At 51.4% G+C, this 12,375-nt stretch carries 14 protein-coding genes and 1 pseudogene; 7 read left to right on the top strand and 8 right to left on the bottom strand.

Features of this window, described 5'->3' with window-relative positions; genetic code table 11:
- Both CPT76_RS37620 and CPT76_RS42200 read left to right on the top strand, forming a co-directional pair.
- Nucleotides 1-1,584, top strand: a 1,584-nt coding sequence (locus tag CPT76_RS37620) for a carbohydrate binding domain-containing protein (RefSeq protein ID WP_181152954.1), incomplete at its 5' end; no start/stop codon positions are given.
- 107 nt (nucleotides 1,585-1,691) lie between these two features.
- Nucleotides 1,692-1,781, top strand: a complete 90-nt coding sequence (locus tag CPT76_RS42200; RefSeq protein WP_219845448.1) for a putative holin-like toxin — start codon at nucleotides 1,692-1,694, stop codon at nucleotides 1,779-1,781.
- Between the two features lie 225 nt (nucleotides 1,782-2,006).
- On the opposite strand, the gene CPT76_RS19850 is transcribed toward CPT76_RS42200, so the two are convergent.
- Entirely contained in the window at nucleotides 2,007-3,137 is a 1,131-nt protein-coding gene (locus CPT76_RS19850) for a beta-ketoacyl-ACP synthase III (RefSeq protein ID WP_105444188.1), read from the bottom strand.
- 451 nt (nucleotides 3,138-3,588) lie between these two features.
- Between CPT76_RS19850 and CPT76_RS19845 the strand changes: the two genes are divergently transcribed.
- The 3 genes from CPT76_RS19845 (at nucleotide 3,589) to CPT76_RS42195 (ending at nucleotide 4,797) form a co-directional block, all read left to right on the top strand.
- A complete protein-coding gene (locus CPT76_RS19845; protein ID WP_105444296.1) occupies nucleotides 3,589-4,083 on the top strand; it encodes a DUF1036 domain-containing protein in 495 nt (164 codons plus the stop codon).
- Between the two features lie 182 nt (nucleotides 4,084-4,265).
- Complete coding sequence (locus CPT76_RS37615) at nucleotides 4,266-4,583, top strand: hypothetical protein (protein ID WP_181152975.1); 318 nt, start codon at nucleotides 4,266-4,268, stop codon at nucleotides 4,581-4,583.
- Nucleotides 4,510-4,797, top strand: coding sequence for a GNAT family N-acetyltransferase (locus CPT76_RS42195; RefSeq protein ID WP_105444186.1), 288 nt, complete (start codon nucleotides 4,510-4,512; stop codon nucleotides 4,795-4,797). Before CPT76_RS37615 ends, CPT76_RS42195 begins: the two co-directional genes overlap by 74 nt.
- Nucleotides 4,798-5,117: 320 nt before the next feature.
- Here the strand turns inward: CPT76_RS42195 and CPT76_RS19830 are convergent, their stop codons facing one another.
- Together CPT76_RS19830 and CPT76_RS19825 are read right to left on the bottom strand one after the other, a co-directional pair.
- Nucleotides 5,118-6,536 carry an N-acetylmuramoyl-L-alanine amidase family protein gene (locus tag CPT76_RS19830; protein WP_105444185.1) on the bottom strand — a complete coding sequence of 473 codons (1,419 nt, stop codon included), beginning with the start codon at nucleotides 6,534-6,536 and terminating at the stop codon, nucleotides 5,118-5,120.
- A 327-nt stretch (nucleotides 6,537-6,863) separates the two neighbouring features.
- Nucleotides 6,864-7,379, bottom strand: a complete 516-nt coding sequence (locus CPT76_RS19825; protein ID WP_105444184.1) for a DUF4241 domain-containing protein — start codon at nucleotides 7,377-7,379, stop codon at nucleotides 6,864-6,866.
- Between the two features lie 138 nt (nucleotides 7,380-7,517).
- Here CPT76_RS19825 and CPT76_RS19820 point away from each other — a divergent pair, with 138 nt between their 5' ends.
- Nucleotides 7,518-7,979: a copper amine oxidase N-terminal domain-containing protein gene (locus CPT76_RS19820; protein ID WP_105444183.1), complete on the top strand. Its 462-nt coding sequence runs from the start codon at nucleotides 7,518-7,520 to the stop codon at nucleotides 7,977-7,979.
- A gap of 175 nt (nucleotides 7,980-8,154) precedes the next feature.
- Here CPT76_RS19820 and CPT76_RS19815 read toward each other — a convergent pair whose 3' ends face one another.
- Together CPT76_RS19815 and CPT76_RS19810 are read right to left on the bottom strand one after the other, a co-directional pair.
- On the bottom strand, nucleotides 8,155-9,060 hold the full coding sequence (locus tag CPT76_RS19815) for an SDR family oxidoreductase (protein WP_105444295.1): 906 nt from the start codon (nucleotides 9,058-9,060) through the stop codon (nucleotides 8,155-8,157).
- An 89-nt stretch (nucleotides 9,061-9,149) separates the two neighbouring features.
- Nucleotides 9,150-9,908 carry a glucose 1-dehydrogenase gene (locus tag CPT76_RS19810; protein WP_105444182.1) on the bottom strand — a complete coding sequence of 253 codons (759 nt, stop codon included), beginning with the start codon at nucleotides 9,906-9,908 and terminating at the stop codon, nucleotides 9,150-9,152.
- 184 nt (nucleotides 9,909-10,092) lie between these two features.
- Here CPT76_RS19810 and CPT76_RS19805 point away from each other — a divergent pair, with 184 nt between their 5' ends.
- Nucleotides 10,093-10,731, top strand: coding sequence for a TetR/AcrR family transcriptional regulator (locus CPT76_RS19805; RefSeq protein WP_105444181.1), 639 nt, complete (start codon nucleotides 10,093-10,095; stop codon nucleotides 10,729-10,731).
- Between the two features lie 159 nt (nucleotides 10,732-10,890).
- Here the strand turns inward: CPT76_RS19805 and CPT76_RS41560 are convergent, their stop codons facing one another.
- From CPT76_RS41560 to CPT76_RS19795, 3 genes and pseudogenes are all read right to left on the bottom strand, one after another.
- Nucleotides 10,891-11,190, bottom strand: coding sequence for a sigma-70 family RNA polymerase sigma factor family protein (locus CPT76_RS41560; protein ID WP_308737640.1), 300 nt, complete (start codon nucleotides 11,188-11,190; stop codon nucleotides 10,891-10,893).
- A 109-nt stretch (nucleotides 11,191-11,299) separates the two neighbouring features.
- Complete coding sequence (locus CPT76_RS41555) at nucleotides 11,300-11,797, bottom strand: sigma-70 family RNA polymerase sigma factor (RefSeq protein ID WP_308737639.1); 498 nt, start codon at nucleotides 11,795-11,797, stop codon at nucleotides 11,300-11,302.
- Nucleotides 11,775-12,375 (bottom strand): annotated as a pseudogene (locus tag CPT76_RS19795) (dehydrogenase); the annotation flags it as partial. The pseudogene CPT76_RS19795 and the gene CPT76_RS41555, both read right to left, overlap by 23 nt.

Below are 12,375 nucleotides of genomic sequence, written 5' to 3'. Positions count from 1 at the left end.
GGCGCCGGCTCGCTCGCGGGTATCCAACGGGTCAAAATGGACGTGTGGGTCCCCGCTGCAGCCGGGGCATCCAGCGAACAGGCTAGCCTGCGCGCGGTCGGACAGCTCCCACCCGACTGGACTAATAAGTACGGCATGGACACGACGTATTCGTCGTTTGCGTCCCTGCTCAAAGAAACGATCGATGGCGTGGAGTACGTTAAATTCAGCCCAACGATCGATTTTACGAACGCGGATGCGCTGGCGGCTGCCGACGACATCGCCTTGTCCATCGTGGGCAGCGCGCTGCAAACGGACGGAGATACGCTTCCGGTCTACGTCGATAACATCCGGCTCTACAGCGCCTATGCCGAATCGGCGGGCGACCCGGCCGTCGTCGACGACTTCGAGAGCTACCTGGGCAGCAGCGAGGCCCTGGCCAGCAAGTTCGTGCACGCCGGCGGCGACCCGGCCGGCGCTGCGCTGGACGGCACGCACAAGCACGGCGGCAGCTACGGGCTGAAGTACACGTACACGCTGGCAGGCAGCGGCTACGCCGGCATCACCAAGGCGATGAACGGCGCGGATTGGTCCGGCTTCAACGCCCTGCAGTTCTGGTACCAGCCGGACGGCCAAGGCCAGAAGCTCGTGATGCAGATCAACGCGGACGGCAAGACGTACGAGTACTACCCGGACACCAAGACGGCCGAACCGGCACTCATCACCGCTCCGTTCAACGAGTTCAAGCCCGCCAACGGGGCGACCGGAACGTTGACGAAGACGAACCTGAAGAACGTCCAGGCGTTCTCCATCTATACGAACGCGGTGCCGGACGGCAACCGGCTGACGTCGTCGATGTATTTTGACGACATCCATGCCCTGCTCGATCCGGCTGTAGGCACCGTGCCGAACGGCAGCGCAGGCGGCGGCACCGCACCCGGTGTGCTGTTCGACTTCAACAGCTCCATCACCGGCTGGTTGCTGAACGACGACACGCTCGGAGCCGGCAACCTCGCCAATCCGGAGGATGGCGGCAGCAAGGTGCTCAGCGCGGACTTTCCGTCTGCGGGCGCAGCCGACAAGCACTTTGAGCTCGCCTACATGAGCGACCAGGATCTCAGCCAAGGCAGCACGCTGATGGTCCGCGCCCGAGTGGCTGGCGGCACGGCCAAAGCGAAGCTGTTTATCAAGACCGGGTCGAACTGGGCCTGGGCTTCCACTGACGAAGTCGAGCTGACAGGCGAATACCAGTGGATCAAGCTGAATTTGAACGGCAAGGACTCCAACGGCGCAGCCATCGACAAGACGCTGATCAAGGCCATCGGGCTGCAGATTGCTTCACCAAGCGGTGAAGGAACGATGACCGTGTATGTGGATGATGTGACACTGGATGAGAAGGCGCTGGATGCCGTGGTCAATGGCGACGCTGAGGTCAGCGGGGGTGGCGCTGCCAGCGACACAGGAAATGACGCCGCGGGTTCCAGCGAAGCAGGTACACCCCCTGATGGAGGTACTGACAGTCAAGGTACTGTGAGTGAAGGTGGTGAGAACGAGGGAACGATGAATGAAAGCGTGGAACCCTCTTCATTGCTAAACTCTCATTAATCAACGAACAAAGAGGACCCTCCGCTGAGGGTCCTCTTATGGTATAATCTGGTTTGTACAACATATCGGCTTTAAGGGCGGTCGGCTAATCTCCCGGAAGGGAGGTGATGCCTGTGGAGGTATACCAAACATTGACGCTAATGATTTCCTTCGCGACTTTGGTGGTTTTAATCCTTTCATTCCACAAAAAGAAATAGACCGCCCTAGGTAAGGTAAACGGTCTATTTCTGTACTGTTTCTCCGAAGCCGACCGCTCTTTCAGCGGCTGTTGTATGGGGATCGTGTTAGCCGCACGATCCCTTATTTATTGTTATCTTATCATAAGGCCGGATATACCACAAGTTATGGAAATCGTATTGGATATTCGAATATGAAGATATGAACCAATATGCCGCATTTCTGCAGAGCCTGGAATAGGGTCTCTAGGAAGCCCCAACCACCGTCAACAGCATCGTCGAAGCCTGAAAGCGGCCGCTTTCCGGAACGACGCAGACGATTTGCTGCCCCGCGGAGAGGCGTCCGGAATACAGCAGCTCCTCCAGCATGATATAAATCGAAGCCGCCGCTGTATTCCCTTTGGTGTACAGATTCGTAAACCATTTTTCCTCAGGGATCGTCACACCGCCCTGCTCAAGCAGCAGGAAGATCTCTTCCCTGAACACATGCGATGAATAATGGACCACCATCCAATCGACCGTGTCCGGGTCAATCCGCCCTTCTTCCACCAGCTCCAAAAAACGCCGCGTTCCGACCTTCGTAATTTCATTGACCAGCCGGACGTCCTGCTTCAAATTCAGCGCGCCGTGATCGGCCGCTTCATGAATAGAGGCGTAGTCCAGCCACGAACGGCCGCCATCCTCCTTGCTCATGCCGGAATACATGCAGGTCTCGTACTCATTGGCATACGACTTGTTGTCGATCCACTCGATGCGCAGGGAGAGCCCCTGTGCGGAGGGTTCATTTTGCAATAGGGCTGCCCCCGCCCCGTCCGACAGCATGAACCGTAGAAAATCCGTGTCAAACGGTACCCGGCCGTTGCTGTAAATGCCCTGCGCCTCGAATTTCGTATGTTTGAACTCTCGGCTCAGAAACTCGCTGGAACAAGCGATGGCCGTCCGGTGCTCTCCTGACTTGATATGTAAAAAGGCGTTCTTCAGCGCATGCATCCCGCTCGCGCATAACCCCGAGTGCGAAGAAATCTCCATCACCGGCAGTCCCGTCTCGGCATGCACCATACTCGCAAAACCCGGCAGCAGCAAATCCGCTCGTGTCGTACCGGTCGCCAAAAACTCGACGTCCTCCGGACGGACACCGGCGCCGCGCTCCAACGCCTCGCGTATGGCCAGGGCCGCCATCTCCGCGTTGGTGTACAAGCTCTTCTGCTCCTTGTCCATCGCGTAATAGCGCTGCTTGATCTGATTCTTTTCCAAAATGATACGCTTCGTCTTGGAGGATCTGCCTCCGATTTTACCAAGGTAATCTTCCATTTCCTCATTGCCGACCGGGGTGCCGGGAAGGAACTTCCCCATGCTCGTGATATAAACGAATTTCATATAACACCTCACTAAAGATATGATTACTAATTATGATATTAATCCCACTAATTGTAAAGTAGATGAAAAATTAGTAGATTCAAATGCTCTTCAGGCGTGTTTTCAAACAACAAAAAACCGCTTTATTCAGGCAGCGGCAGCCTCTGCGATCCACTCTTTTACCGTTGCAGTCACGGGATGAAGGAAGCCGGTTCGAATGCAGCGCAGACAATGGAGATAATCCAGAAAGGCTCAATCAAGAATGGCATACCATATCTTATTGGAAAAGCGTTCATGCGTGTTGGGTAAAGGCGGGTTTCAGATCAAAATGGTTGTCTGCCTTCACAATCCGTCCCATGCGGCTGACTTCAATTTGGACTCTTTCATCTTTCATTTGTCTATGACCCTTTCAAAAAATCCACATAGATTAATAGTGCAGTACCGATTCTTTGATCAGGATGGAGTGTATGCTATGAGTTTTTATGTAAGAAACAGTACGCCGAACCCCGTATGGGTCGCGGTGGGGTACTATGATCCGGATTGCAGCCCGATCACTTATACGAAAGCTGGCTGGTACCGGATTACTCCTGGAAGACGTATGCTTCTCGTAACGGGATCCTCCGTAAATCAAACGTATTATTACTATGCCTATGACCAATTCGGCAATACGTGGAGCGGAGATTTTCCCACCTATGTTCCAAGTACGGCTTTCAATATGTGCTGGATCGAAAGATGCCAAGGCACGGGCTGCAGAGAAGTAGGGTTTGACGAAGTCAACGTCGGCAATTTCCAAAACTATACCCTTACCCTGGTAGAAGCCGCAGGCGCAGCGAAATCAAAAAATATGAGAGCACCAAAAAAGAGTACATGGAAGTTTAAATTAGGCAAGGCCAGCTTGAGAAAAACTCCTGTTAAATTGGGCAAACTGGGCAAAGTTAGAAAGCCGAGATATGGTAAACGTAGATAACGCTTCATTCCAAAGCCGCAAAGATTCTTATCGGGAATCGGTGGCTTTTGCTATTTTTCACGCATCATGCTATAGTCATTAGTCTGCTTAGATTCTTTTACATAATTAAATTACGACGAAGGAATAGGCCACCCGTATTCAGAATGATTAGTATCCATATCAACCGGTAGGAGTGATGAATGATGAATCAACACGAGTTTGATATTGTGGTCAAACCAGCCGAGGATTCTCAATTGGATTTGCTTGAGGAAGTGTTCAGCCCCGGGAATCTGACGTATCCCCAGCATCGCCGATTCGAAGTACAGAGGAAAGGTGAGGGCGTATTTCTGATCGCATGGCATACAAATCATCCAATTGGACATTTCTTACTGCGATGGAGTGGCCCGGAGGATCCTCGTGTAACTCAATATATCGATGTGACTCACAGTGCCTTTCTGGAGGGGGGACGTCACGAAAGAGGGCTACCGCAAAAAAGGTGTAGCGACGGCGATCATTCGTGAGGCTGAGAAATTAGCAAGCGATAGAGGCTGCACCCATATCGGTTTGGAAGTGAGCAGCAAAGACAATCCCGAGGCAAGAAGGCTATATGAACACCTGGGTTATATCGACTGGGGTTACGGTGAATTTCAGATCAGTTGGGAATACCATGATAAGCACGGAACAAGCACCCGCTCCGATATTGTTATTTTTATGCAAAAACCACTAGTCTATTGATCAGAAGAAAAGCCCCCCATTCCAGCCAAGGATGTGGGGGGCTTTTCTATAGATTGATCTCATAACCTATCAAATTGTGCCTGTTTGTCCAGTCAAATCTATTCGTAAAAGCATAGATTGTTAATATAGGAGGTGATCATTATGTGTTGTAATCGAAAAAAAGTAATCGTCGTAAAGCTGCACCCCGGTCAAAAAGCTGTAGTCATCTGTAAGAAAAGAAAAAGCATCGGCATGATCATTGGAAATTCTATTAATTCTCTCTGAAAGAACGCTCTTCGAGCGTTCTTTTTTTGTTTCTCTCTCTCCCTGCGATGTTCTCCCTATGTAATGCTTAAGTACTCTTTGACGCCATCAACAATCGCTTGAGCTGCCTTATACTGAACGGTGTCCGACAGCATGGCTTGTTCATCCGAGACATTGCTTAGAAATCCGACCTCTAATAGAACCGCAGCCATATCGGTCTCACGAATCACCTGCAGGCTGGTGTTTTTAACGCCGCGGTCTTTCAGACCCATCGCCTGGACCAAACGCTTGTGGATCGCATCGGCCAGCTGTTTGCTGCTGCTCCGCTGATAATAATGGGTCTCTGTACCGGTTGCTTGCGGCGATTCCAGTACGCTGTTGCCATGGATCGATACAAAAACGTCCGCATTTAATGAATTGGCCAGCTGCACGCGTTCTGTCCGGGTAGGGTACACGTCGCTGTCACGGGTCATGATGACTTCAATTTCGGGTTCCTTAAGAAGAAGTTCCTGCACTTTCAGAGCAAGCGCGAGGTTAAAGTCTTTTTCGTGTTTGCTGCTGATGCTCGTCGTTCCCGGATCGCTGCCACCGTGTCCCGCATCAATGACTACGATTTTTCTTTCATTCTCGTCGCCTGAATACACTGGAGTCTGGGGATCGCTGCCCGTCCCAGATAGATCTATAATGAGCTGATCGCCGATAAACTCCTGATGATAGGAAGCCGGGTTACCCTGGCTTAACTCCACCACGACCCGGACTTGCTCGGGGTCCCTGCTAAATAGAGAATATCTGACTTCGGATACATCCGGCTGTCCGCTCACGTCCAATTTCCCCATCATGGCCGAATCCAGCGGCTGAGTCAGAGCCCCGAAGGTCGTATTGGGTAAGTCAACAACGATTCGGGCGGGGTTGGCTAACGTTGAAATCTTGGGTGTCACTTGGCCATCCATACTAATGACGAGCTGTTGGTTTAAATAATTGATCTGACTCACATGCGTCAACGGCTCTGTATTGTCTGCTTCGGACTCGGAGTTCGGATCTTTGCTTTGATCCGGGTTTTGAGGCGGGCTTGTCAGGTATACCGTTTTATTGCGGTTGTCCCAATTGACAGCCAGTCCCATTTGTTCGGTGACGAACCGGATCGGAACGACCACGCTTTGATTCATATTCCGGGGAGCCGTATCCAGCCGTACGAGCTGATCCGCGACCTTCGCCTCTTTTTTGCCGACGGTTAACAACATGGCTTTGGCGTTTTGCTGGATTGTAACACTGTGGGACCGTTGATCCCAGTTCACCTGAAACTTTAAATTTTCCGCCACCACCCGAAGTGGAATCATCATGGATTGATCAATGATCGAGACCTTCACATCAGACGGCAGTACCAGTTCCTGGCCGTCTAATACAATTTTGGATGGCTTGGATGCGGCACTGATTGAATTGGGGAGCAGGATCAGCAGAAACAAAGACAGGAACAGCAGAGACAAAAATTTCTTCATTATGCACCTCTGTTATGATTTGAACTTTCTATCGGATTCTAGTAAAAGCGACAAAATACCATTTACAATATATAACAATAAAAACGGAAAATAGTTGCGCTTGAAGTGAAAATGAAGTCTATCTAATCATAAGAAAAACGTCTATCGACGTACCTTCAAAGAAGACAGACCGCGTCTAGAGGAAGTTTTTCTTGCGAGATCGGGAAGCGCAAGCTTCGAAACTTATACTTTCTGATCTCTAAAAAAAGATGACCCTCGAGAGAGTCATCTACCTGTAAATCTATTTAAAAACTCTGGCAACCGTAATGATATCTACTACTGAACAAACTAGCCCTTAATAAACACAATCTTCACGCCAACTATTTGATTATCCGCATTTACAGCCTTGTACACTCCATACGCCCCGTCACCCATGCCTGTCCGTGATACGACGCCGCCATCCATGACACCTGCTTCCTCCCCGCTTTCGGTGAGATCGCAGCAGGCGAAATACCATTCGGTATCTTGGTCCTGCTTACCGTCAGGTGCATCCGCGTCCGGAATCCGGTGCTTGTCGATATCAAAAATCCCGGCCTGCCCGCTGTCCACCCCCGCCACAAAAGAGCACTTGATCCATTCCAGCGACGCCGCCTGTTCCGCCACGGAATGGTGGTAAGCCGTCAGCTTGGCGTTGGCTTCGCCCCAGTCTCGGACCTCGACCTTCTCCACTTCTCCTACCCATGTGCCAGCTAAGGCGGATTCCAATACGCCCATAATAATCGTATCCCGATCCAATTCGTAACAAGGATCCGCTACAACCAATTGCCCGGAATTCACTTCAAAATTGCCTAGTTGAATGACCACTGAGGATACCTCCAATAACTGTGATGATTTGGGTTTATTGTAACATGTGTGGTGGAAAAAGCGTCCGTACTAATAGGATTTGTCCAAATGAAGCGTCCTATTTGATGCTATTAAACTTAAAAAAGGAGATGGTATTTGATGAAGCGCCGTTCTTTTCTATCCCTTGCTGTGCTGACTGTTTACATCTTAGTCTTTGGTGCACAAGCTGTGCTTGCTTCAGCGGGCCCGGATTCCCGCGGATTATATCGTCCTACGATATACATTAATGGGGAAAAACAAGCCTTAACAGCGGCAATCCCTCCGAGTGGATCAACCTTAGTTCCTTTCAGGGCATTTTTCTCGGCGTTAAAGATGGACGCTCAGTTTGATAATACAACCAAAACTGTTACGGCTAAAAATAATGATACAACGGTTACTTTAACTGCCGGAAAAAAGATTGCTACTCTAAATGGCAAGGAAGTACAGCTTTTACAAGGTCCAGAACTTGTTGATGATGGTCTTATGTACGTAAATCTTCGCTTTATCGCGGAAGCTTTTGGCGGAAAGGTACAATTTGATAAAACCAACCTAACGATACAAATCGATCTCCAGGATAAATGAATTCGTGGGCAAGATCCCCTGAATGAAAAACTAGTCGTTTCCCTACAAAAAAAGTCTTGACCTGTGCCCGATACTTCCATGAAGGAGGTACAGAGTCACAAGCCAAGACATTTTTATTCATAAATGTAATGTTACGATCAGGCGATTTCATTAGATAACCTTCAGAAAAACCTCTTCATTCACCCAATCCATCAATTTTAGCGGTTAAGTAGTGCCCCTGTTCCAGATCCGCGATTAAACCAGGGTTCACGGGCTGCCATCCCAGGCGTTCCTGGGTCAGGGCGCTCGACGCCAGATTGTCGGTCGACGCGGCGAAGGCGAGCCAACCGAAGTAAGCCTCTGCCTCTTCGCGGGAAATGCTGCGCACCGGCAGGTTCAGGTGGCGGCCGATGACCTCAGCGATCTCCCGGAAGGGCACGCCCTCATCGCCGACCCCGTGATACACTGATCCTGCGGCTCCTTTTTCCAACGCCAGTCTGAACAGGCGCGCCGCATCAAGCTGGTGAACCGCCGGCCAGTGGTTAAGCCCCTCATCCACGTACGCCGCAAAACCTTTCTCCCGCGCGATGCCAATCAAGGTCGGAACAAAACCCTGCTCACCCGGGCCATGCACGGACGGTGACAGGCGGACGACCGAAGCTCTCACTCCGCGTCCAGCCAGCGCGAGCGCAGCCTCCTCGGAGCGGCGCGGCGTAGACTGTGTCGACGCCTCTTCTTCCGTCCCGAGCCGCCCCGGTGTAAGCATCAGCGTTCCCGAGGTCGCCACGAATGGCTTTCCAGTACCCTCAAGTGCCGCCCCGATCGCCTCGATCGCCTTGCTGTCCGCCTCGGCGGCTGCCGCAAAATCCGCGAAGTCGTGTTTAAAAGCCAGGTGAATCACGCCGTCCGCTGCGGCGGCGCCTTCCTGCAGGCTGGTAAGGTCGTCCAAGGAACCGCGCTGCACCTCAGCCCCGGCAGCCGTCAGCGATGCGGCAGACTTATCCGAGCGGGCGAGCCCGACGACTTGATGTCCTGCGGCAATGAGTTCGCGAACAACAGCGGAGCCGACAAACCCCGTTGCGCCTGTTACAAAGACTCGCATATTTTTTGCATTTTCCATATTGATTACTATCCCTTCCTTGGTTCGTTTATTAAAATCGGATGGTCAGCAAACGGCGGTTTTAGACGTACTTAGATTTGCGAGCCGCCTCCGTCTATGGGGAACTCAGCCCCCGTGGTATAGGTCGCATCGAAAGCGAGGAACAGGACGGCTTGGGCCACCTCGCGGGGCTCCCCAAAACGCAGCATTGGGATCTGCTGTCTCATCTCCGCCTTGGTCTGTTCCGCAGCTTCCTTCGGCATCGATCTGTCCAGAATGCCTGTGTCGATCGGACCGGGGCTGACCGCATTCACACGGATCCTCCGAGGCAGCAGCTCGCGGGCGAGGCTGCGCGTCATGGAGCGGAGCGCTGCCTTGCTGGCAGCGTACGCGCTGATCATCGGAATTCCAAGCACGTTCGCGACCGAAGTCGTGAGAACCACGCCGCTCCCCTCGTTAAGCAGAGGGACGAGCTTTTGCACGGTAAAATACGGCCCCTTGGTATTGATGGCGAGAACTTCGTCGTACACCTCTTCGGTAACAGACTCAAAAGGAACGAAACGCGTCACGCCAGCGTTTACGAACAAGGCGTCGATCGTGCCAAACTCGGCCTTCACCCGGTCTGCCAGGGCGTTGATATCACTCAACGAGGAGGCGTCACTTACGACGGCGACCGCATTGTTCCCCAATTGTTTCAGAGCCAAATCGAGCGTGGACTGGGTGCGGCCAGTAATCAAAACGCGCGCTCCTTCATCAACCAGCTGCTTCGCCGTCTCCAGGCCAAACCCGCTGCTGCCTCCCGTAATGACGACCCGCTTGCCTTCGTATTTTCCTTTTTCCACAGTACTCATCTTTTATTTCCTCCCTTCGCTTAGAAGTTCATTTCCCTTTTGCAAAACCGATTATAACTCGACAAATTAATAAAGTAAACAAAATTAATAAAAATAGTTAATTTATTAATTTTCGTAAAAATTGTTTGTGATCACATCGAATTCGTTATAATATGTTGTATAAGCACAAAGGGGGCTTCATTTCGTGAGAAAAGCCGTAAGCGCCGATCATTATATCGAGAAAATAAAACCGGTCATACGAAAGAACAAGTTCAGCCAACTCAAAATAGACGATATCGCCAAATATATGGACATCAGCAAAGTGACGCTGTATAAGCATTTTTCATCCAAAGATGACATCATTCAGCAGGTTGTAGAGTATGAGATGAACTACTTGCAGCAGGCCGATGCCGTGGTGAACGACGAAACCGTCTCTTATATCAAGCGTTTTCAGCAAACGTTCCTGCAATCGCTGATCTGCGTTATTTATATATCTGATTTGTTCCTGGAGGACCTCAAGGAATTCTATCCGCGGTTATTTGAAGGTCTTGTCATTGCCCAGCAGAATCGGAATAAAAAGCTGGAGAGCTTTTTTGAAGCCGGGATGGATCAGGGAATTTTCAACCGGATGAATGCAGTGCTGTCTTTGGTTCAAGACGATGCTACGCTGCGGCGGATCATGGAACCGACGTTCAGCATCCAGTGGTACGACCTCACCTTGAAACAAGCCGTGATGGAGTTTTACCGTATGAAAAAATATCAAATGATTCGCCCTGAGCATTGGGACAAGGTTGATGAATCCCAGATTGAGGATGAGGTCGTTAGAATTTTGCAAACCATATAATTAATCATCTTGTTCATTGTTCCAGCACGGCCTGATCCATGAACGCCAAAAACCCCGCTGGCTCGCGCCGGCAGGGTTTTTTTCACACTTTCTTCTATTGTTCCTCTAGGTTGACGATAATCGCGTTTGATTCATCGTTTGGTTTGTTATCCGTGACTGTCACGGCGTGCCAAGTTCATCATCCCGCTGCTCGAATGCTGGCAGGTGCCTTATTTTCTCCGGATTTCCTACGGCATAGATCGATTGAATCTTGTCATCCTTAAAAGAAAAAGAATAAACGTACTGATCCCCATTATCCATCGCAAGCCGGAAGCCCGGTATGCCGTTGACAGAAACGAACGAATACGCAAATTTACCCTCATGCATTTTGAGCAGATTAAGCAGCAGTTTGGTAACCTGCTCGAATCCAATGACAGGCACACGTGCCGCCTTGACCTTGCCGCCGCCGTCGGAGATCATGACAGCGCCCTCGCTGACCAGTTCCAGTAATCGGCTTGTATTTCCTTGCAGAAGGGAACTGACGAAATCCCTCAGCTTCTCTTCGGCTATGTGAACCGGCAGGCTTTGCTCAGGATCTACCTGGATGCTTTTTTTTGGCCCGGTGGAAAATTTGCCGGCAGTTCGCGGTGCTCTTGCCAACCATCCCGGCAATCTCGTCGAACGAATAATGAAAAATTTCGCGGAGGAGAAAAACGGCTCTTTCGACGGCACTCAGCTGCTGCAGGAGCAAAAGGTATGCCGTTGATATAGATTCGCGCCGCATATAGATCTCGGACGGGTCGGCCTCGGCGGCATCCAGCAAACCCATAAGAGGCTCAGGAAGCCAGGGACCGACATAGAGCTCCCGTTTCTTCGCCGAGGAACGGAGCAGATCCAGACATCGGTTGGTGACGATTTTGTACAAAAAGGATCGCTCATTCCGTATCGCATCAGGCTCCTCCAGCCGACCATAGCTAATAAAGGCCTCCTGCACGATATCCTCCGCGTCCATGACACTGCCCAGCATCCGGTAGGCATAAGATATCAGCGGTTTTCTATAGGCTTCATACAATTCTTCTATGCTCATGGGTCGCCCTTTCCTCGCTCTCCAGGGAGAGGATGTGCCGAACGGCTCTTTTCGCGCTCGCTGTCGCGGCGTCGGTTAGTAATTCCCCGTGCGAAGCCCAATCTCCTGCCACATACAGCCCCTTGATTTCCGGGACGGCGGGCCCCGGGTTCTCCTGACGGTTCAGGTGCATAAAATCTTGGCAAACCGTAATCTTCGGCAAATACTGCCGGACGACCAGCTCATCCCTCCAGCCTGGTTGCACGAGATCCAGCGTTTGTTCGAGGTCTTGCAAATCCCGTTGGGGATCGCTTTCCAGCCCCTTGTATTTCATCACGGAAACGACCTGGTATCCATCGTCGCTAAGATCAGCGGCACGCGACTGGTTGGAAAGAAAGACGGTCCGGTCGATGCCATACACGAATTGCTGATCCGGCTTCGGCAGACGGCGGAGGGCGACATCCAGGCACGCAGCCGTAATTTCGACCGCCTGCTCCTTCCAGGTATGAAGGGCGGTCGTTTCAGCCCCCGGGCACCAGCTGGTGAGCGATCGTGGGCGATGCGGCGACGATGACGGCATTCGCCTTGATTGTCGTTCC

Origin of the sequence: Paenibacillus sp. AR247 (assembly GCF_002968895.1) — a bacterium.
GTDB classification, from domain to species: domain Bacteria; phylum Bacillota; class Bacilli; order Paenibacillales; family Paenibacillaceae; genus Paenibacillus_AQ; species Paenibacillus_AQ favisporus.
Note: the sequence above shows the minus strand (reverse complement) of the source record. Positions and strands in the feature narration are given on the sequence as shown.

Bases quoted from the DNA above. Each gene is read 5' to 3' on its own strand.
- CPT76_RS19810 (WP_105444182.1), bottom strand. From the start codon at position 9,908: ATGAGTACTGTGGAAAAAGGAAAATACGAAGGCAAGCGGGTCGTCATT.
- CPT76_RS19850 (WP_105444188.1), bottom strand. From the start codon at position 3,137: ATGAAATTCGTTTATATCACGAGCATGGGGAAGTTCCTTCCCGGCACC.
- CPT76_RS19845 (WP_105444296.1), top strand. From the start codon at position 3,589: ATGAGTTTTTATGTAAGAAACAGTACGCCGAACCCCGTATGGGTCGCG.
- CPT76_RS41555 (WP_308737639.1), bottom strand. From the start codon at position 11,797: ATGAGCATAGAAGAATTGTATGAAGCCTATAGAAAACCGCTGATATCT.
- CPT76_RS37615 (WP_181152975.1), top strand. From the start codon at position 4,266: ATGAATCAACACGAGTTTGATATTGTGGTCAAACCAGCCGAGGATTCT.
- CPT76_RS19820 (WP_105444183.1), top strand. From the start codon at position 7,518: ATGAAGCGCCGTTCTTTTCTATCCCTTGCTGTGCTGACTGTTTACATC.
- CPT76_RS42200 (WP_219845448.1), top strand. From the start codon at position 1,692: ATGCCTGTGGAGGTATACCAAACATTGACGCTAATGATTTCCTTCGCG.
- CPT76_RS19830 (WP_105444185.1), bottom strand. From the start codon at position 6,536: ATGAAGAAATTTTTGTCTCTGCTGTTCCTGTCTTTGTTTCTGCTGATC.
- CPT76_RS41560 (WP_308737640.1), bottom strand. From the start codon at position 11,190: ATGATCTCCGACGGCGGCGGCAAGGTCAAGGCGGCACGTGTGCCTGTC.
- CPT76_RS19815 (WP_105444295.1), bottom strand. From the start codon at position 9,060: ATGCGAGTCTTTGTAACAGGCGCAACGGGGTTTGTCGGCTCCGCTGTT.